The organism is Streptomyces sp. PL-29, from assembly GCF_058344425.1.
The window spans coordinates 7089908-7112171 of record NZ_CP136996.1 but is presented as its reverse complement, the minus strand read 5'-3'; the positions used below and the strand labels follow the sequence as shown (position 1 = coordinate 7112171).

The following is a 22264-nucleotide window of genomic DNA, read 5'->3' as shown; positions in this document are numbered from 1 at the left end:
TGCGGCTGTCGGTCAGTCACGTGTGCCGCCCAGGGCCATCCGGACGAGGTCGTCGACGGCCATGCCGTCGATGTCGGCGGCGGGGGCCGGTGTCTCCGGCCGGTCGGCGAGGCTCAGGAGGGCGTCGAGCAGGCCTGCCCGGCGCAGTGCGGCGGGCGGGATAGTGGCGAGCAGCGAGCTGATCTCGTGGTCCCCGGGGTCCGCCGTTCTTGCCGTTCCTGCCGTCCCCGTGCCGCCGGGTGCGTCGGGTACGAGGCGCCCGGCGAGGTAGCCGGCGACGGCGGCCGGGGTGGGGTGGTCGAAGACCAGGGTCGCGGGCAGCCGGCGGCCGGTGGCGGCGCTGAGCCGGTTGCGGAGTTCGACCGAGGTGAGCGAGTCGAAGCCGAGGTCCTTGAACGCCTGGTCGGGGTCGACGGTCCCGGCTCCGCCGTGGCCGAGGACGTCCGCGACCCGGCCCTGTACCAGTTCGAGCAGGGTGGCGACGCGTTCCTCGGACGTGAGGGCGGTGAGCCTGCGGCGCAGCGAGTCCGCTTCGGCGGCGTCCGCTCCGGAGGCCGGGCGGCGTGCGGTGCCGGGGACGAGGCCGGAGAGCAGGGCCGGGACGGGTGCGGTCCGGGCGGCCGTCCGCAGCCGGCCGAGGTCGATCTTGACCGGGACGAGCAGCGGTTCGTCGAGGGTGAGCGCCGCGTCGAGCAGGGCCAGGCCCTCGTTGCTGCCGATGGCCGCGGTGCCGTCCCGGGACATGCGCCGCAGGTCGGCGGCGGTGAGCGTGCCGGTCATGGCGCCGCGGCGCTCCCACAGGCCCCAGGCGAGGGACTGGGCGGGCAACTGCCGGGCCCGGCGCTGCTGGGCGAGCGCGTCGAGGAAGGCGTTGGCTGCCGCGTAGTTGCCCTGTCCGGCGTTGCCGACCGTGGCGGACGCGGAGGAGAACAGGACGAAGGCGGACAGCGGCAGGTCGCGGGTGAGGGCGTGCAGGTGGAGGGCGGCGTCGACCTTGGGCCGCAGTACGTGGCCCATCCGCTCGGGGGTCAGCGACTCGACCGTTCCGTCGTCCAGGACGCCGGCCGCGTGCACGACCGCGCTCAGCGGACGCTCGGCGGGGATCGCGGCGAGCAGGGCGGCGAGGGCGTCCCGGTCCGCGACGTCACAGGCTGCCACGTCCGCCAGGGCGCCGAGTCCGCGCAGTGCGGCCGCGAGGTCGGCGAGGCCCGGGGTATCGGCGCCGCGCCTACCGACGAGCAGCAGGTTCCGCACCCCGTGCACGGTCACGAGGTGCTGCGCCACCAGGCTGCCGAGGGCTCCGCCGGCCCCGGTGACGAGGACGGTTCCGCCTGCGGCGGCGATACCGGACGGCGTCTCGGGGTCCGGGTCCGGGTCCGAGGGGCTGGTGGCCCTGGTGAGGCGGGCGGCGAGGAGTTCTCCGTCGCGTATGGCCAGCTGGGGTTCGGCTGCGGCCAGGGCCCGGGGCAGCAGGCCGGTCACGGCGGCCGGGTCGTCGGTGTCGATGAGCAGGAAGCGGTCCGGGTGCTCGGACTGGGCGGAGCGGACGAGCCCGCGGACCGTGGCACCGGTGAGGTCGGTGACGTCCTCACCGGCCGCCGTGGCGACCGCGCCCCGGGTGACGAGGACGAGCCGGGTGCCGTCGTCCCACCGCGGGTCGGCCAGCCATTCCTGGATGAGCCGCAGGGCATCGTCCAGCGCGGCGTGCACGGACGCGGCGTCGGGCGGGGACGGGAGCTGCGGGGTGTGGTCGCACCAGGCCAGCACCGCGGCGGGCGACGGAGCTCCGCCGTCGACCGCGGCGGCGAGCGCGGCCAGGTCCGGATGGCTGTCCGGGAAGAGGTCCGGGCCCCCGAGGACGGTCCAGTGTCCGAGCGGGTCGCCGGGTGCGCCGACGGGCGCCGCCGACCACTCCAGCCGGTAGAGGGATTCAGGGCCGCCGGGGCGGAGGGCGTCGAGGTCGATCGGGCGGACGGCGAGCGCCTCGACGGACGCGACCGGGAGGCCGTTCGGGTCGGCCGCGTCGATCGACACCGACCCGTCCGGCCGGAAGCCGAGCCGTACCCGGAGCGCGGTGGCGCCGGAGGCGTGCAGCCTGACTCCGCTCCAGGAGAACGGCAGTCCGGCGGAAGGACGCTCCAGACCCGGTCCGGCCTCCGGATCAGCACGCAGGAACAGTCCCTGGAGGGCTGCGTCCAGCAGCGCCGGGTGCACGCCGAAGGCGGAGGCGGACCGGTGCTGGTCCTGGGGCAGGCGCACCTCGGTGAAGACCTCATCGCCCCGGCGCCAGGCGGTGGTGACCCCGCGGAAGGCGGGTCCGTAGCTGTAGCCGGAAGCGTCGAACCGCTCGTACAGGTCGTCGACCGGGATCGGGTCGGCCCCGGGCGGGGGCCAGGAACCGGCGTCGTCGGGTGCGGGCGCGGGCTTGCGCGGCGTGGCGTCGGCGGTGAGTGCGCCGGTCGCGTGCGCGGTCCACTGCGGGGTCGCCGCGTCCTCGCGGCAGGAGAACAGATCCAGGGAGCGGCTGCCGTGCGCGTCCTCGGCGCCGACCCGCACTTGCAGCCGTACGGCGGTGTCGGCGGGAATCAACAGCGGTGTCTGGAGCGTCAGTTCCTCGACCGTGTGGCAGCCGACCTCATCCGCGGCGCTTACGGCCAGTTCCGCGAAGGCCGCCCCGGGGAGCAGGACCGTTCCGGCCACGGCGTGGTCGGCGAGCCAGGGGTGCGTACGCAGCGACAGCCTCCGGCTGAGCAGCAGTTCGCCCGTGTCCGCCAGCTCGATGGCCGCCCCGAGGACGGGGTGGTCGGCCGGGTCGAGCCCGGCCGCACCCACATCGGCCGCCGCGGTGGGCGCCGGCTCGGGCCAGTAGCGGCTGCGTTGGAAGGCGTACGTCGGCAGCTCGACCCGCCGCGCCCCCGGGAACGCCCCCGACCAGTCCACCGCCAGACCGCGCTCCCAGGCCCGGCCCACCGCGCGCAGCACCTGATCGAGACCACCCTCACCACGACGCAGAGTGCCGAGCACCGCGGCGTCCACACCCGCCGCCTCCACCGACTCCCCCACCGCGACCGACAGCACGGCATGCGCGCTCGGCTCCACGAAGAACCGGAAACCCTCCCCGAGCAGCGTGTCCGTGGCGTTGCCGAACTCGACGGTCTGCCGCAGGTTCCGATACCAGTACTCCGCATCCAGAGCCTTCGTATCCAGCCAGCCACCCGTCACCGTCGAAAAGAACGGCACCGAACCCGAGCCCGGCGCCACCCCGGCCAGATCCGCGAGCAACTGCTCACGAATCTCCTCCACATGCGAAGAATGCGAGGCGTAATCGACCTCGATCACACGCGCCCGCACCCCCTCCTCCACGAACTCCGCCACCAGTTCCGCAACCGCATCCGCATCACCCGACACCACCGTGGACGAAGGTCCGTTCACCGCCGCCACCGACAGACGACCATCCCACCCGGCGATCCGCTCCCGTACCGCGTCCACCGGCAGCGGCACCGACGCCATCCCACCCCGACCCGCCAACACCCCCACCGCACGCGAACGCAACGCCACCACCCGAGCCCCATCCTCCAGGCTCAAACCACCCGCCACACACGCAGCCGCGATCTCACCCTGCGAATGCCCCACCACCGCATCCGGAACAACACCGAACGACCGCCACACCTCCGCCAACGACACCATCACAGCCCACAACACCGGCTGCACCACATCAACCCGCCCCAGCAACTCCCCCGACCCCAACGCCTCCACCAACGACCAATCCACAAACGGCGACAAAGCCCGCTCACACTCCGCCATCCGCCCCGCAAACACCACCGACCCAGCCAACAACTCCGCAGCCATCCCCACCCACTGCGAACCCTGACCCGGAAACACCAACACCGTGCGGCCGTCCACCGTGCGCCCGCCGTCCCAGGCCTGTGCGTCGGCGTCGGCGTCGGCCAGGTGGTCCAGCAGGGTGCGGAGTCGGTCTGCGTCGCCGATCAGGGCTTTGCGGTGCTCGAAGGAGGTGCGGGCGTTCAGCGCGGAGCCGATGTCGCGGGGGTCCGCTGCGGGGCTGCCGTCGAGGTGGCGGCGCAGGCGGTCGGCCTGGGCCCGCAGGGCCTGCGGGCTCTTGGCCGACAGCAGCCAGGGCACCGCGGGCAGCGGCGTGCGGGCGACCGGCGGGCCGTCGTCCTCAAAGGGGGTGTGTTCGAGGATGGTGTGGACGTTGGTACCGCTGAGGCCGAAGGAGGACACACCGGCCCGGTACGGGCGGTCGTGCGCCGGCCAGAGCTGCTGCTCGGTCGCGAGGGCGAGCGCGCCGCGGGTCCAGTCGACGTGGCCGGACGGCCTGCCGACGTGCAGGGTGCGGGGCACCTCGCCGTGCCGCATGGACAGCACCGTCTTGATGACCCCTGCCACGCCCGATGCCGCCTGGGCGTGGCCAAGGTTGGACTTGAGCGAGCCGACCAGCAGGGGCCGGTCGGCGGGCCGGTCCTGGCCGTACGTCGCCAGCAGGGCCTGCGCCTCGATGGGGTCGCCGAGGGTGGTGCCGGTGCCGTGCGCCTCCACCACGTCCACCTCGGACGCCGTCAGGCCCGCGTCCGCGAGCGCCGCCCGGATGACCCGCTGCTGCGACGGGCCGCTGGGCGCGGAGAGGCCGTTGCTGGCGCCGTCCTGGTTGGTGGCCGAACCACGGACCACGGCCAGCACCGGGTGCCCGTTGCGCCGGGCGTCCGAGAGGCGTTCCAGCAGCAGGACGCCGACGCCTTCGCCCATGCCCATGCCGTCCGCGTCGTCTGAGAAGGCCTTGCAGCGGCCGTCCTCGGCGAGTCCGCGCTGACGGGAGAAGCTGATGAAGGCGCCGGGGGTGGCCATCACGGCGACGCCACCGACCAGGGCGAGGGAGCAGTCTCCGCCGCGCAGGGCCCGGCCGGCGAGGTGCATCGCGACGAGGGAGGAGGAGCAGGCCGTGTCGATGGTCACGGCGGGGCCCTCCAGGCCCAGGGTGTAGGCGACCCGGCCGGACACGACACTGGGGGCGCTACCGGTGAGGAGGTGGCCGTCGCCTTCTTCCGACTGGGCGACGACGGCGGCGTAGTCGGCGTAGTTGACGCCGGTGAACACTCCGGTGCGGCTGCCACGCAGGGCGACGGGGTCGATGGCGGCGCGCTCGATGGCTTCCCAGGTGGTTTCCAGGAGCATCCGCTGCTGGGGGTCCATGGCCACCGCTTCGCGCGGGGAGATGCCGAAGAATTCGGCGTCGAAGTCGGCAGCGTCGTGCAGGAAGCCGCCGCGCCGGGTGGTGGAGGTGCCGGGGTGGTCGGGGTCGGGGTCGTAGAGCGCTTCGATGTCCCAGCCGCGGTCGGTGGGGAAGTCCGAGACGGCGTCGCCGCCTTCGGCGAGCAGCCGCCACAGGTCTTCGGGGGTACCGATGCCGCCGGGGAAGCGGCAGGCCATGGACACGATCGCGATCGGCTCGTCGTCGGGTACGGGGGCGGGCGCGGCGGTGCCCGAGGGGTCGGTATGCGCCGTGGCGGTCTGCAGGCCGAGGAGTTCCGCGCGGATCTCCTCGGCGAGGGCGGTGGACGAGGGGTGGTCGAAGATCAGGGTGGACGGCAGCCGCAGTCCGGTGGCGGTGTTGAGCCGGTTGCGGAGTTCGACCGCGGTGAGGGAGGCGAATCCCATGTCCTGGAAGGCCTTGCCGGGCCGGATCGCGTCCACGGTGGGGTGGCCGAGGACGGCGGCGGCGTGGGTGCGGACCAGGTCGAGCAGCAGGCGCCGCTGTTCGGATGCGCCGAGGGCGGCGAGCCGTTGCCGCAGCTGTGCGGCGGCGGGTGCCTCGGTGTCGCCGGTCGTCTCGTCCAGGGCGCGGCGGGCTTCGGGGATGCCGGTGAGCAGCGGGCTGGGGCGGGTGGAGGTGAAGACAGCGGCGAACCGCTCCCAGTCGACGTCGGCGACGGCGAGTACGGTCTCGTCGTCGTCCAGTGCCTGTTGCAGGGCGTGGACGGCGAGGTCGGGGGCGATCCGGGGCAGGCCGTGCTGCTCCAGTTTGAACAGGTCGGCGTCTTCTCCGGCGATGCGGTCCTGCCACGGGTTCTCGGCCTGCCAGATGCCCCAGTCGACGGTGGTGGCGGTGAGGCCGCGGGCCCGGCGGTGCTGGGCGAGGGCGCCGAGGTAGGCGTTGGCCGCGGCGTAGGCGCCATGGTCGCCGCTGCCCCAGACTCCGGCGATGGAGGAGAACAGGACGAAGGCGTCCAGTTTCCGGTCGAGGAGGGCGTCGAGGTGTTCGGCTCCGGAGGCCTTGGCGGCGACGATCTGTTCGAACGCGGACATGGGTGTGCCGTCGAGCGGTGCGAGCGCGACGAAGGCGGCGGCGTGGACGACGGCGGTGACCGGGTCGCCCGCCGTCTCCAGGCCGTTGAGCAGCGCCGCCACGTCCTGGCGGTCCGCCAGGTCGCAGACGGGCAGGGTGAGCCGTACGCCGAGGGCGTCGAGTTCGGCGGCGAGTTCGGCCGCGCCGGGTGCCTGGGGGCCGCGGCGGCCCGGCAGGACGAGGTGGGTGGCGCCGCTGCGTGCGAGCCAGCGGGCGAGGTGCGGGCCGACGGCGCCAGTGCCGCCGGTCAGCAGGACGGTGCCGCGGGGCTTCCAGGGCTTCGTACGGCCGTCGTTCCGGGGGGCGTGGCGGAGGCGGCGGGCCAGCAGGCCGGAGGCGCGCAGGGCGAGCTGGTCCTCGCGGCCGGTGCCGCCGTCCGGGCCGGGGCCCGCGCCGGAGGCCGTGAGGACGGCGGCGAGCCGGGTCCGGGCGCGGGCGTCGAGGTCCGACGGCAGGTCGACGAGTCCGCCCCAGCGGGCGGACAGTTCGAGCGCGGCCACCAGTCCGGTGCCCCAGACCAGCGCCTGGCGAGGGTGGGTGACCGGGTCGTCCGCGCCCGTGGACACGGCTCCGGTGGTGGCGCACCAGAGGGGTGCCGTGAGGGCGAGGTCGCCCAGGGCCTGGACGAGGGCGACGGTGAGGGCCGTTCCGGTGGGCAGGGCCGGGTGGTTCGGGTGGGGCCGGTCGGCGATGGCGAGCAGCGAGAGCACGCCGGTCGGGACGCGGTCGCCGAGCGCGACGGCGAGGGTGTCCGCGAGGTCCGCGCGGCGGACGGCGCCGGCGCTGGCTTCGGCCGTCACGACGGTGGCGCCCGCTTCGGTGAGGGCCAGGACCGGGCCGCGGACCCGTTCGTCGTCGCCGTGTCCGGCGGGCAGTACGACGAGCCAGGTGCCTGCGGTCGTGGCGGCGGGCGGGTCGGGCAGGGGCTGCCAGTCGATGCGGTAGCGCCAGGAGTCGATGATGCTCTCGTCGCGCCGCTGCCGGCGCCAGTCGCGCAGGGCGGGCAGGACGGGGGCGAGGGCGTCCTGGTCGACGGCCAGGTGGGCGGCGATCTCGGCCGGGGCCTCGTGGTCGATCATGTGCCAGAAGGCGGTGTCGTGCGGGTCGGCGGCCGGGCGGGCGTCGGGCGACTCCTCTGGCTCCAGCCAGTAGCGCCGCAGCTGGAAGGGGTATCCGGGCAGGGCCGTGGGGCGGGCGCCGGTGCCGGCGAACACCGCGGACCAGTCGACGGCCGCACCCGCCACCCACAGTTCGGCCGCCGAGCGCAGCGCCCGGCGCAGTCCGCCGTCGTCGCGGCGCAGGGTGCCGACGACGACCGGCGGCTCCGCGACGCCGGTGGCCTCGGCGGTGTCCTGGAGGGCCATGGTCAGCACCGGGTGCGGCGACACCTCGACGAAGACCTCGTGGCCCTGCTCGACGAGGGAACGTACGGCCGCGTCGAAGCGGACGGTGCCGCGGAGGTTGCGGTACCAGTAGTCGGCGTCCATGGCCGTGGTGTCGAGCCGGTCGCCGGTGACGGTGGAGAACAGCGGGATGCGGGCCGCCAGCGGGCGTACGCCGGCCAGCGCGGCCAGCACCTCGGACCTGATCCGCTCGACCTGCGCCGAGTGCGAGGCATAGTCGACGGGGACCGCCCTGGCCCGTACGCCCCGGGTCGCGCAGTGGGTGAGCAGTTCGGCGAGTGCCCCGGTCTCCCCCGAGACGACCACGGCGGCGGGCCCGTTGACGGCGGCCACGGACAGCTTCTCGGCCCAGGGGGCGATCTCGGCGCGGACCCGGTCCTCGGACAGGGACACGGCGACCATGCCGCCGAGTCCGGCCAGCGCCCGGATGGCCCGGCTGCGCAGGGCGACGACCGTCGCGCCGTCCTCCAGGGACAGGGCTCCCGCCACCACGGCGGCGGCGATCTCGCCCTGGCTGTGCCCGACCACGGCGTCGGGCCGGACGCCCCAGGAGTCCCAGTGCGCGGCGAGGGATACCATCACCGCCCACAGCACCGGCTGCACCACGTCCACCCGTTCCAGGGAGGGTGCCGCGGGCGCGCCGTCCAGGACGTCGAGGAGCGTCCAGTCGACGTGGGCGGAGAGGGCCGCGTCGCAGGCGGCGAGCCGGTCCCGGAAGACGGGGCTGGTGGCGAGCAGGTCCCGGGCCATGCCGGCCCACTGGGAGCCCTGGCCGGGGAACACCAGGACGGTCCGGCCCTCGACGACCCGACCGGTGCCGGTGACGACGTCGGCGGGCACGGCCGGGACGGGGCCGGGGGCCGTGCCGGCGGGGAGGTCCAGGTCCGGCACGGAGAGGGCGGCGAGCCCGTGCAGCAGGGCGGGGTGTCCGTCGCCGATCACCACGGCCCGGTGTTCGAAGGCGGCCCGGGTGGTCGCCAGCGAGAACCCGATGTCGGCCGGCCGGGCGGGCGCGTCCGTGGCGAGGTGGGCGCGCAGCCGGGCCGCCTGGTCACCGAGCGCGGCCGCGGTACGGCCGGACAGCACCCAGGGCAGCACGGCGGCGGGCTGACGGCCCGCATCGGCCGCGGGTTCCGGGCCGCCGGCCGCGGGTTCCTGCCCGGCGGCCGGTTCCGGCTCCGGCGCCTGTTCGAGGACGACGTGCGCGTTGGTGCCGCTCATGCCGAAGGAGGACACACCGGCCCGGCGCGGCCGGTCGACGGCGGGCCAGTCGCGGGTCTCGGTGAGCAGTTCGACGGCGCCCGAGGACCAGTCGGCGTGCGGGGTGGGCGCGTCCACGTGCAGGGTGCGGGGCAGGACGCCGTGGCGGAGGGCGAGGACGGTCTTGATGACCCCGGCGACCCCGGCGGCGGCCTGGGTGTGCCCGATGTTCGACTTCAGCGACCCGAGCCACAGCGGCCGTCCGGCGGGCCGATCCTGACCGTACGTGGCCAGCAGCGCGTCGGCCTCGATCGGGTCGCCGAGGGTGGTGCCGGTGCCGTGCGCCTCGACCGCGTCCACGTCTCGGGCGGTGAGGCCCGCGTCGGCGAGGGCGGCCCGGATGACGCGCTGCTGGGAGGGGCCGTTGGGGGCGGTGAGGCCGTTGCTGGCGCCGTCCTGGTTGACCGCCGAGCCGCGCAGTACGGCCAGGACCGTACGGCCGTTGCGCCGTGCGTCGGACAGCCGCTCCAGCAGCAGCATCCCCACGCCCTCGCCCCAGCCGGTGCCGTCGGCCGCCGCCGCGAACGGCTTGCAGCGGCCGTCGGGGGACATCGCGCCCTGCCGGCTGAACTCGACGAACACCGCGGGCAGCGCCATCACGCTGACCCCGCCGGCGAGCGCGAGCGAGCACTCGCCGGCCCGCAGCGCCCGCGCCGCCAGGTGCAGCGCCACCAGCGAGGCCGAGCAGGCGGTGTCCACGGTGACGGCGGGGCCTTCGAGGCCGAGCGCGTAGGACACCCGCCCGGACATCACGCTCATCGAGTTCCCCGTCATCAGGAACCCCTGGACGGCTTCGGCGGCGCCGGCGCCCAGCGTCGCGTACCCCTGGTCGATGGCCGCCGCGTACACGCCGGTGCGGCTGCCCCGCAGGGTGAGCGGGTCGATGCCGGCCTGCTCGACGGCCTCCCAGGACGCCATCAGCAGCAGCCGCTGCTGCGGGTCCATGGCGACCGCCTCACGGGGCGAGATGCCGAAGAATTCCGGGTCGAAGTCCGCCGCGCCGTCCAGGAACGCCCCCCGGCCGGGGACCGTGCCGCCGGCCGGCCAGGCGGCCTCCCAGCCCCGGTCGCCGGGAACGGGCCCGATGGTGTCGCGGCCTTCGGCGAGCAGCTCCCACAGGTCTTCCGGGGTGCGGACGCCGCCGGGGAAGCGGCAGCTCATCGCCACGATCGCGATCGGCTCGCTGCTCCGGGCCTCGGCCTTCCGGAGGCGCTGCCGGGTGTCCCGCAGGTCGATGGTCACCCGGTTGAGGTAGTCGCGCATCCTCTGGTCGCTCACTGGACACCGCTGCTTTCGTCTCGGGCTGCTCGTGCTCGGGTCTCGTCTCGGGGTGCGCGGGGTGCGCGTGCGGCTTCTACGGCGGGTGCGGCGCGGGCGGCGCGGTCCGGTCGGCCGGTCATGCGGAGCCCAGCTGACGGTCGATGTAGTCGAACATCTCGTCGTCGCTGGCCGCCTCGATCAGCTCGGGGGCCAGGTCGTCCGCGTCGCCCGCGGCCGGGCCGGCGGGCGGTGTCCCGCCGGGCAGCGGGCGCGACAGCACGTCCCGTATGCGGGCGGCCAGTTCGTCGCTGATGCCCTCCGGCGGCAGCGCGTCGAGCAGGGCCTCCAGGGTGTCGAGCCCGGCCCGGACCGCCTCGTCGCCGGTGGGGCGGGCGGCGGCGGTCCGCTCGGCGAGGTGGCGGGCCAGGGCTTCCGGTGTGGGGTGGTCGAAGACGAGCGCGGCGGGCAGCCGCAGCCCGGTCGAGGACACCAGCCGGTTGCGTAACTCGACCCCGGTGAGGGAGTCGAAGCCGACGTCCTTGAACGGGCGGGCCGGACGGATCAGGTCCGGCGAGCTGTGGCCCAGCACCGCGGCGGCGTTGCCGCGCACCAGGTCGAGCAGGGTCCGGTACAGCTCGGCCTCAGGCAGCTCGGCGAGCTGCTGCGCCATCGAGCGGGCCGGTGCCGCGAACCCGCCCGTACCGGTACGGGCCGGGCGGGCCAGGCCGCGCAGCACCGCGGGTAGCCGGTCATCCGCCCGCAGCACGGCCGGGGCGATCCTGGCCGCGAGCCGGTAGGCGTACGGGGAGTCCAGCGCCGCGTCGAACAGGGCCAGGCCCTCCGCCGAGGTCAGCGCGCCCGCCCCGGCACCCCGGCCCGCGGTGACCGCGGCGGTCATCTCGCTGCGCTCCCCCCACAGGCCCCAGCCGATGGACAGACCCGGCAGCCCCTCGGCGCGGCGTTCGGCGGCGAGTGCGTCGAGGACCGCGTTGGCGGCGGCGTAGTTGGCCTGCCCGGCCGCGCCGAACTGGGCGGCGCCCGAGGAGAACAGGACCAGCGCCGCGAGGTCGAGGTCCCGGGTGAGGTCGTGCAGGGCGAGCGCCGCGTCCGCCTTGGGCCGCACAACGCGGTCGAGTCGGTCCGGGGTCAGCCCGGCGATGGTGGCGTCGTCGAGGACCCCGGCCGCGTGCACGACGGCGGTCAGCGGACGACCGGCGGGCACCGCGCCGAGCAGGTCGGCGAGCGCGGTGCGGTCGGCGACGTCGCAGGCGGCGACCGTCACCGACGCCCCCAGCCCGGTCAACTCCCGTACCAGCTCGGGCATTCCGTCGGCGGAGCCACCCCGGCGACCCGCCAGCAGTAGGTGCCGGGTGCCGTGCGCGACGACCAGGTGCCGGGCCAGCAGCCGCCCCAGGGTGCCGGTGGCCCCGGTGACCAGGACGGTCCCTTCGGGGTCGAGCGGAGCGGGTAGCAGCAGGACGTTCTTGCCGGTGCCCCGGGCCTGGCTGAGCGAGCGCAGCGCGGCCGGGGCCTGCCGGACGTCCCAGCCGGTGACGGGCAGCGGACGCAGCACCCCCTGCTCGAACAGGTCCAGGATCTCGGCGAGCATTTCGCCGATGCGTTCCGGACCGGCCTCCATCAGGTCGAACGCCCGGTAGCGCACCCCCGGGTACTGCCGGGCGACCGTCTCCGGGTCGCGGACGTCGGTCTTGCCCATCTCCACGAACCGGCCGCCGTTCGGCAGCAGCCGCAGACCCGCGTCCACGAACTCCCGCGCCAGGCTGTCCAGGACCACGTCGACGCCCCGCCCGCCGGTGGCCGTCAGGAACGCCTCCGCGAAGTCGGTGGTACGGGTCGAGGCGATGTGCGCGTCGTCCAGTCCGTCGGCCCGCAGGACGTCCCACTTGGCCGGAGACGCGGTCGCGTACACCTGCGCCCCGGCATGCCGGGCCAGCTGCACCGCCGCCATGCCGACACCGCCGGCCGCGGCGTGGACCAGTACGGAGTGCCCGCGCCGCAGCCCGCCGAGATCGAACAGGCCGTAGTAGGCGGTGAGGAACACCACGGGCACGGACGCGGCGCGGGCGAAGGACCAGCCCGCCGGGATCCGGGCGACGGTCCGGCGGTCGGCGACGACGGTCGGGCCGAACGCGCCCCTGAAGATGCCCATCACCCGGTCCCCGGGCGCCAGGTCCTCCACACCCGGGCCCACCTCGATGACGACCCCTGCGCCCTCGCTGCCCAGCCCCTGCTGTTCGGGGTCCGGGTCCAGGCCGAGCGCGGCGATCACGTCGTGGAAGTTCAGCCCGGCGGCACGGACCGCGATCCGCACCTCGCCCTTGCCCAGCGGGGCGAGGGCGGCGGGCACGGGCTCCACCGCGATGTCCTCCAGGCCGCCCCGGCCGTAGGTGGTGAGCCGCCAGGCGGCGCCGTCCGGCAGGGACAGCGTCCCGTCGGGACGGCCGCCGCGGGCCAGCCGCGGCAGCAGCGCGGTCCCGGCCCGCAGCGCCAGCTCCGGTTCACCGGCGGCGAGCGCGGCGGGCAGGACGTCCGCCGCGTCGGCGGTCCCGGCCGCGTCGATGAGGACGAACCGCCCGGGATGCTCGGCCCGCGCGCTGCGCACCAGGCCCCACAGAGCGGCCTGGGCCGGATCGACGGGCCGGTCGACCGGCCCGGTCCGGACCGCGTCCCGGGTGAGCAGGGCCAGCGTCGCTTCGGCGAACCGCTCGTCGGCAAGCCACTGCTGCACGAGGGCCAGCCCGCGGTGCGCGGTGGCACGCACCCGGTCGGCGGGGTCGGGCAGACCGGCGGTGGCGACGGCCGCCACGACCACCTCGGGGAGCACCGCGCCCGACCCGAGGGCGTCCGCCAGGGCGTCGAGGTCCTGCCAGGACCCCGCCCCGGCCACGGCACCGCCGAGGGCCGCCCAGGCGGGCACGGCGCTGCCGGCCCGCTCGGTGGCCGGGTCGGTGGCCGGGGTCCAGTCGAGGCGGTACAACAGGTCGGCGTGGGCGGTCCCGGCGAGCGGCCCGCCCTCGGCCGGGGGCCGCAGCAGCAGGGACTCCACGCCGAGCACCTGCCGCCCGGACAGGTCGTGCGCGTGCAGGGTCACGGCGTCCGGCGCGTCGGCGGCGAGCCGCACGCGCAGCGTGGTGGCCCCGGCGATCCCACAGCTCACCCCGTTCCAGCTGAAGGGCAGCCGGGCCCGGCCGTCCCGGTCGGGCAGCAGGGCGGCGCTCTGGAGGGCCGCGTCCAGCAGCGCGGGGTGCAGCGCGCATCCGGCGGCGTCGGCGTGCTGCGGCTCCGGCAGCACCACCTCGGCGAACACCTCGCCCCCGCGCAGCCACGCGGCCCGGATGCCGCGGAAGGCGGGCCCGTAGTGGTAGCCGGCCTCGGCGAACCGCTCGTAGAGGTCGTCGGTGTCCACGGGTTCGGCACCGGACGGCGGCCAACTCAGCAGACCGGCCGCGGCCGGGTCCTCGACGGGCCGGGGGGCCAGGGTGCCGGTGGCGTGCTCGGTCCAGGGCCCGTCGGCGCCCCGCGTCGTCCGCGCGAACACGCTGAGCCCGCGGCGACCGTCGCCGTCGGCCGCGGCGACGCGCAGCTGAAGGTGGACGGCTCCCTCGCCGGGGAGTACGAGCGCCGATCCGAGGGTGAGTTCCTCGACCACCGGGCAGTCCGCCTCGGCCGCGGCGCGCAGCGCGAGTTCGAGAAAGGCCGTGCCCGGGAAGAGGACGACGCCCGACACCGCGTGGTCGGCGAGCCAGGGGTGGGTGTCCAGCGAGATCCGGCCGCTGAGCAGCAGCTCACCGGAGTCCGCGACCTCCATCGCCGCACCGAGCAGCGGGTGCCCGGTCGTGGCGAGACCCGCCGAGGCGACATCCCAGCTCGTCGTCGGAACGTCCAGCCAGTAGCGGCTGCGTTGGAAGGCGTACGTCGGCAGCTCGACCCGCCGCCCGCCCGGGAACGCCCCCGACCAGTCCACCGCCAGACCGCGCTCCCAGGCCCGGCCCACCGCACGCAGCACCTGATCGAGACCGCCCTCACCACGACGCAGGGTTCCCAGCACCGCGGCGTCCACACCCGCGGCCTCCACCGACTCCCCCACCGCGACCGACAGCACGGCATGCGCACTCGGCTCCACGAAGAACCGGAAACCCTCCCCGAGCAGCGTGTCCGTGGCGTTGCCGAACTCGACGGTCTGCCGCAGGTTCCGATACCAGTACTCCGCATCCAGAGCCTTCGTATCCAGCCAGCCACCCGTCACCGTCGAAAAGAACGGCACCGAACCCGAGACGGGTGCGAGGTCGGCCAGATCGGCAAGCAACTGCTCACGGATCTCATCCACATGAAAGGAGTGCGACGCATAATCGACCTCGATCAGACGCGCCCGGACGCCTTCGGCGACCAGCCCGTCCACCCACTCCGCCACCGCGTCCGCGTCACCCGAAACCACCGTCGAGGAAGGCCCGTTGACCGCGGCCACCGACAGACGACCAGTCCACCCGGCAAGACGTTCCCGTACCGCGTCCACCGGCAGCGGCACCGACGCCATCCCACCCCGACCCGCCAACACCCCCACCGCACGCGAACGCAACGCCACCACCCGAGCCCCATCCTCCAGGCTCAAACCACCCGCCACACACGCAGCCGCGATCTCACCCTGCGAATGCCCCACCACCGCATCCGGAACAACACCGAACGACCGCCACACCTCCGCCAACGACACCATCACAGCCCACAACACCGGCTGCACCACATCAACCCGCCCCAGCAACTCCCCCGACCCCAACGCCTCCACCAACGACCAATCCACAAACGGCGACAAAGCCCGCTCACACTCCGCCATCCGCCCCGCAAACACCACCGACCCAGCCAACAACTCCGCAGCCATCCCCACCCACTGCGACCCCTGCCCCGGAAACACCAACACCGCACGACCCGAGACCAACCCGCTGTCGGAGATCACGGCGCCCTGCGACAGTGCGTTCAGGCGCTCGGCGAGGTTGTCCTCGGTGCCCACGAGCACCGCGCGGTGTCCCAGCGCGCCGCGGCCGGCGGCCAGGGAGAAGGCCACGTCCGTGGCGCGGGCACCCGAACCGTCGGTGATCCGGGCCGACAGCGCCGCCGCCTGGGCGCGCAACGCTTCCGGAGTGTGCGCCGAGAGGAGCAGGGGGATGGCGGCGGGCTCGGTCTCCGGTGTTCCGGATCCCTCGGCCAGCGTGTCCGAGGCCTCTGTTGGGGCCTGTTCGAGGATGACGTGGGCGTTGGTGCCGCTGACTCCGAAGGAGGACACGCCCGCCCGTCGCGGACGGCCCTCGTCGTCCCACGTACGGGCCTCCGTGAGCAACTGGCCGGCTCCCGCCGACCAGTCCACCTCGGGCGTCGGGCCGTCCACGTGCAGCGTCTTCGGCATCACTCCGTGCCGCAGGGCCAGCACCGATTTGATGACCCCGGCGACACCGGCGGCTGCCGAGGCGTGTCCGATGTTGGACTTGAGCGAGCCGATCCACACAGGCCGGTCCGCCGGACGCCCCTGCCCGTACGTCGCCAGCAACGCCTGCGCCTCGATCGGGTCACCCAGCCGGGTCCCCGTACCGTGCGCCTCCACCACGTCCACCTCGGCAGCCGACAACCCCGCGTCCGCCAACGCCGCCCGGATCACCCGCTGCTGCGACGGACCGTTCGGCGCCGTCAACCCATTGCTCGCACCGTCCTGGTTCACCGCAGAACCACGGATCACCGCCAGCACCGGATGCCCGTTCCGCCGCGCGTCCGACAACCGCTCCACCAGCAGCATGCCCACGCCCTCGCCGAAGGCGGTGCCGTCGGCTGCCGCGGCGAAGGACTTGCAGCGGCCGTCGGGGGCCAGGCCGCCCTGCCGGCTGAACTCGACGAAGAGTTCGGGGCTGCACATCACGTTGACGCCGCCGGCCAGGGCCAGGGAGCATTCGCCGGACCGCAGCGCCCGTACGGCGAGGTGCAGGGCGACCAGGGAGGACGAGCAGGCCGTGTCGACGGTGACCGCGGGGCCTTCCAGTCCGAAGAAGTAGGCCAGGCGTCCGGAGACGATGCTGCCCGAGTTGCCGGTGCCGAGGAATCCTTCGACGTCCTCGGGGATGTAGGGCAGCAGGCGGGCCGCGTAGTCCTGCTGCATCAGGCCGACGTACGTGCCGACCGCGGCTCCGCGCAGGGTGGCGGGGTCGATGGCCGCGCGCTCGAAGAGTTCCCAGGTGGTTTCCAGGAGCAGGCGCTGCTGCGGGTCCATGGCCACCGCTTCGCGCGGCGAGATGCCGAAGAACTCCGCGTCGAAGTCGGCCGCGTCGTAGAGGAAGCCGCCCTCGCGGGTGATGGAGGTGCCGACGCGGTCCGGGTCGGGGTCGTAGAGGGTGTCCAGGCTCCAGCCGCGGTCGGTGGGGAACCCGGAGATGCCGTCGCGGCCTTCGGCCAGCATCCGCCACAGGTCCTCGGGCGAGCGGATGCCGCCGGGGAGGCGGCAGGCCGCGGCGACGATCGCGATCCGGTCGTCGTCCGCGTCCCGGTCGCGGTCGGCGTCGGCCGGCCTCGCGGGCGCGGCGGCCGTGTCCGGGTCCGTCTCCGTCAGTCCGGCGGCCAGGAAGTCCGCGAGCGCCGCCGGGGTCGGGTGGTCGAAGACCAGGCTGGCGGGCAGCCGCAGGCCGGTGGCGGCGTTTAGGCGGTTGCGCAGTTCGACCGAGGCCAGCGAGTCGAAGCCCAGTTCGCGGAAGGCCCGTCCGGGGTCGAGGGTGTCCGAGGTCGCGTGGCCGAGGACGGCCGCGGCGTGGGTGCGGACGAGTTGGACGAGGAGCCGCGTCCGTCCGGCGCCGTCGAGGGCCGCGAGCCGGCCGCGCAGGGCGTTGTCGTCGGCCGTCGCGGTCGCGGCCGTCGCCGCCCGGCGGGGTGGTGTGCGCACCAGGCCGCGCAGCAGCGGCGGCAAGGTGCCGTCCGCGGCCGCGGACTTCAGGGCGGCGGTGTCGAGGCGCATCGGGACCAGGGCGGCCCGGTCCACGGTGAGGGCGGTGTCGAACAGGGCGAGTCCCCGCTCGGTGGAGAGCGGCGGCATCCCGGAGCGGGCGACACGTCGTACGTCGTCCTCGTCCAGGTGTCCGGTCAGTGCGCTGGGCTGCGCCCACAGGGTCCAGGCCAGGGACTGGCCGGGCAGGCCCGCCGCCCGGCGTTGGGCGGCGAGGGCGTCGAGGAAGGCATTGGCGGCGGCGTAGTTGGCCTGTCCGGGGCCGCCGAAGGTGCCCGCGGCGGAGGAGAAGAGCACGAAGTGCGTGAGGTCGCGGTCGCGGGTGAGTTCGTGCAGGTGGAGGGCGGCGTCGGCCTTGGGGCGCAGGACGGCGTCCACCCGTTCGGGGGTGAGTGCCGTGACGACGCCGTCGTCGAGGGTGCCCGCGGTGTGGATCACGGCGGTCAGCGGGTGTGCGGGCGGCAGGTCCGCGAGGACGGCGGCCAGGGCGGTCCGGTCGGCGACGTCGCAGGCCCCGAAGGCGGTCTCGGCGCCCAGTCCGGCGAGTTCGGCACGCAGTGCCTCGGCTCCCGGGGCGGCCGGGCCGCTTCGGGAGAGCAGCAGCAGGTGCCGCACTCCGTGCCCGGTGACCAGGCGGCGGGCGACATGGGAGCCGAGTAGGCCGGTGCCGCCGGTGATGAGGACCGTGCCGTCGGGGTCGAAGGCGCGTACGGGTGCGGCCGCGCCTTCCGGGGTGTCCGCGGTGTCCGGGGCGTTCCGCGGGACCCTGGCCAGCCGGGGTACGCGGACGTCGTCGCCGCGGACGGCGGCCTCGGGTTCTCCGGAGGCGAGGGCCGCGTCGACGCCCGCGGCGGTGCCGTGTTCGTCGTCGGCGTCGAGGTCGAGCAGCGCGAAGCGCCCCGGGTGCTCGGACTGGGCCGAGCGGACCAGGCCCCAGAGCGCGCTGTGCGCGGGGTTGCGTACGTCCTCCCCGGCGCTGACGGCGCCCCGGGTGGCGAACACCAGGCGCGAGTTGGCGAAGCGGTCGTCGGCGAGCCAGGTGCGGACGTCGGCGAGGGCCTGGTGGACGGCGGCGCGGACCGCCGCGGCCGGACCGCCGGCCGGGTCCGACGGGTGTTCGGCGCAGGTCAGGAGGACCGTTTCGGGAACCGGCTCCCCGGCGTCGACGGCGGCCGACAGCGCGGCCAGGTCCGCGGTGCGGTGGACGGGTGCGCCGGTTCCGCGCAGGGCCGCGGTGACCCATTCCGTTGTGTAGAGGTCCTGGTGGCGGCGGCCGTGGGCGGCGCGGTCGGCGCCGAGGCGTACGGTGCCGGCGGGCCGCAGGACGAGGGCGTCGATGCTCGCCACGGGGGCGCCGGTCGCGTCGGCGACGCCGACGGTGACCGCGTCGGGCCCGGCCGGGGCGATCCGGACGCGGATCGTGCCGGCGCCGGTGGCGTGCAGGGTGACGCCGTTCCAGGAGAACGGCAGCCGGCCCTCGGGGTGGGCGTCCGCGCCGGGGGTGCCGGGCACGCCAGTGGCGTGCAGGGCGGCGTCCAGCAGGGCCGGGTGCAGGCCGAACGCGGCGGCGTCGGAGGCGGGACCGACGGGCAGGACGGCCTCGGCGAACAGTTCGTCGCCGCGCCGCCAGGCCGCGCGCAGGCCCTGGAAGGCGGGGCCGTAGGCGAATCCGCCCGCCGCGTAGCGCTCGTACAGGCCGTCGAGGGCGAGGGGTTCGGCGCCGGGCGGCGGCCAGGGCATCGGGCCGTCGGCCGCGGTCTGGTCCGCGCCGTCGCGGGCCAGGACGCCTTCGGCGTGCCGGGTCCACTCGCCGTCATCGTCGTCGGCGACGCCGCCGGCCGGACTGTCCGGCCGGGAGTGCAGGCTGAGCGGGCGGTGTCCCCGATGGTCGGGGGCGCCGACGGTGAGCCGGAGCACGGCGCCGCCGTGTTCGGGCAGCACGAGGGGTGCTTCGAGGGTGAATTCCTCGACCCGCGGGCAGCCGATTCGGGCTCCGGCCTGGAGCGCGAGTTCCAGGAACGCGGTGCCCGGGAGCAGGGCCCGGCCGCCTACGGCGTGGTCGGCGAGCCACGGGTGGGTGCGGGCCGAGAGGCGGCCTGTGAGGAGCAGGCCGTCGCTGTCGGCGAGGACGACGACCGCGCCGAGCAGCGGATGGCCGGCGGGGGTCAGTCCGGCGGAGGTGACGTCGGCGGCGGGCGCGGCGCCGTCCTCCAGCCAGTAGGGGGCTCGCTGGAAGGCGTAGGTGGGCAGTTCCACCCGTCCGGGGCGGCGGCCGGCGAAGACGGTGTCCCAGTCCGGGGAGACTCCGCGCAGGTGGAGTTCGGCCAGGGACTCGGTGAAGCGGCGCGGTCCGCCGTCGTCGCGGCGCAGGGTGCCGAGGGCGGTGGCGTCGGCGCCCGCGTCCTCGGCGGTCTCCAGGACGCCGACGGTGAGGACGGGGTGCGGGCTGCTCTCCAGGAGGACCTGGTAGCCGTCGGCGAGGAGGGCGCGGGTGGCCTGTTCGAAGCGGACGGTGCCGCGGAGGTTGCGGTACCAGTAGTCGGCGTCGAGGACGGTGGTGTCCTCCATCAGGCCGCCGGTGAGGGTGGAGTAGAAGGGGATGGCGGCGGGGCGGGGGGCCAGTCCGTCGAGGCAGGCGAGCAGGTCGGCGCGGATGTCCTCGACGTGGGCGCTGTGCGAGGCGTAGTCGACGGGGATGCGGCGGCTGCGGATATCCAGGGCCGCGGCCTGTTCGAGGAACGCGTCGAGGGCGTCGGTGTCGCCGGAGACCACAGTGGAGGCGGGTCCGTTGACGGCGGCGACGGAGAGCCTGCCCTCCCACGGGGCGAGGTGTTGGGCGACCTGTGCGGCGGGCAGGGCCACCGAGGCCATGCCGCCGCGGCCGGAGAGGGCGCGGATCGCCCGGCTGCGTAGGGCGACGACCCGGGCGGCGTCGTCGAGGGAAAGGGCGCCCGCGACGCAGGCGGCCGCGATCTCGCCCTGGGAGTGGCCGATCACGGCGCCGGGGGTGATGCCGTGGGAGCGCCACAGTTCGGCCAGGGAGACCATGACGGCCCACAGCACCGGCTGCACCACGTCGACGCGTTCGGCGGGCGGGGTGCGGGGGGCGCCGCGCAGGACGGCTTCCAGGGACCAGTCCACGAAGGGGGCCAGGGCGCGTTCGCAGTCCGCGATGCGGGCGGCGAAGGCGGGGGCGGAATCGAGGAGTCCGACGGCCATGCCGGCCCACTGGGAGCCCTGTCCGGGGAAGACCAGGGCGACTTCGCCGCCGGTTCCGGCGGTGCCGCGGACCAGGCCGGGGGCCTGGCGGCCGGCCGCGAGGGCGTCGAGTCCGGCGCGGAACTCGTCGGGGTGGGCGCCGATCAGGACCGCCCGGTGCTCGTGCGCGGCGCGGGTCGTGGCAAGGGCGTGGCCGATCTCGGCCGGGCCGGGCCCGGGGTGGGCGTCGAGGTGGTCGCGGAGCCGTACGGCCTGGACGCGCAGCGCTTCGACGGTGCGCCCGGAGAGCACCCAGGGCAGGACGGGGGACGGCGTGCCGGGGCCGGAGGGGGCGTCGGTGTCTACGGGGGCAGTCGCATCGGCCGGCTCTGCGGGGTCGGCGGGTTCGTCGGCCTGTTCCAGGACGACGTGTCCGTTGGTGCCGCTGACGCCGAAGGAGGAGACCGCGGCGCGGCGCGGGCGGCCGGTCTCGGGCCAGGGGGTGTTCGCGGTGACCAGGCGTACGGCGCCCGCGGTCCAGTCGATCTGAGGGGACGGGTCCTCGGCGTGCAGGGTGGGCGGGACGGTGCCGTGCCGCATGGCGAGGACGGTCTTGATGACGCCGCCGACGCCGGCCGCCGCCTGGGTGTGCCCGATGTTGGACTTGAGCGAGCCGAGCAGCAGCGGATGCCCGTCCGCGCGGTCCTGGCCGTAGGTGGCCAGCAGGGCCTGGGCCTCGATGGGGTCGCCCAGCGGGGTGCCGGTGCCGTGCGCCTCGACCACGTCCACGTCGGCGGGGGTGAGTCCGGCGTTGGCCAGGGCGTGCCGGATGACGCGCTGCTGGGCGGGACCGTTGGGGGCGGTGAGCCGGCTGCTGGCGCCGTCCTGGTTGACGGCGGTGCCGCGGATCAGGGCGAGGACCGGGTGTCCGTGGCGGCGGGCGTCGGAGAGGCGCTCCAGCAGGAGCATGCCGACGCCCTCGCCCCAGCCGGTGCCGTCGGCGGTGGCGGCGAAGGACTTGCAGCGGCCGTCCCGGGCCAGGCCGCCCTGGCGGCTCATCTCGACGAATGGGACGGGTGTCGACATGACCATCGCGCCCCCGGCCAGCGCCAGGGTGCAGTCGCCGGCCCGCAGGGCCTGGGCGGCGAGGTGGATGGCGACCAGGGAGGAGGAGCAGGCGGTGTCGATGCTGACCGCCGGGCCCTCCAGGCCGAAGGTGTAGGCGACGCGGCCCGAGGCGACGCTGTCGGAGCTGCCGCTGCCGACGTAGCCGGCCACGTCGTCGGGGACCCGGCGCAGCCGTACCGCGTAGTCCTGGTACATCACTCCGGCGAAGACGCCGGTGCGGCTGCCGCGCAGGGTGGCGGGGTCGATGCCGGCCCGTTCGAACGCCTCCCAGGTGGTTTCCAGGAGGAGGCGCTGCTGCGGGTCCATGGCGAGGGCTTCGCGCGGGGAGATCCCGAAGAAGCCGGGGTCGAAGTGGCCGACGTCGTCGAGGAAGCCGCCGAGGGCGGTGTGGCTGGTGCCCTCGCGGAGTTGTTCGGGGTCGTTGAGGTGGTCCAGGTCCCAGCCGCGGTCGCGGGGGAAGCCGGTGATGGCGTCGGTCCCGTCGGTGACCAGGCGCCACAGGTCCTCGGGGGACCGTACGCCGCCGGGGTAGCGGCAGCTCATCGCGACGACCGCGATCGGTTCGCGGGCCGCTTCCTCGGCTTCGGTCAGGCGTCGGCGGGTGTGGTGCAGGTCCGCCGTCACGCGCTTGAGGTAGTCCCTCAGCTTGTCGTCGTTCAC

General features: G+C 75.2%; 2 protein-coding genes. Both read right to left on the bottom strand.

Annotated features, from left to right (window positions below; genetic code table 11):
* Positions 1-12: 12 nt before the first annotated feature.
* Positions 13-10305, bottom strand: a complete 10293-nt coding sequence (locus tag R4Z63_RS32155) for a type I polyketide synthase (RefSeq protein WP_491522624.1) — start codon at positions 10303-10305, stop codon at positions 13-15.
* 118 nt (positions 10306-10423) lie between these two features.
* The gene (locus tag R4Z63_RS32150) at positions 10424-22264 is read right to left on the bottom strand and encodes an SDR family NAD(P)-dependent oxidoreductase (protein ID WP_491522645.1); all 11841 of its coding nucleotides are present in this window, start codon (positions 22262-22264) and stop codon (positions 10424-10426) included.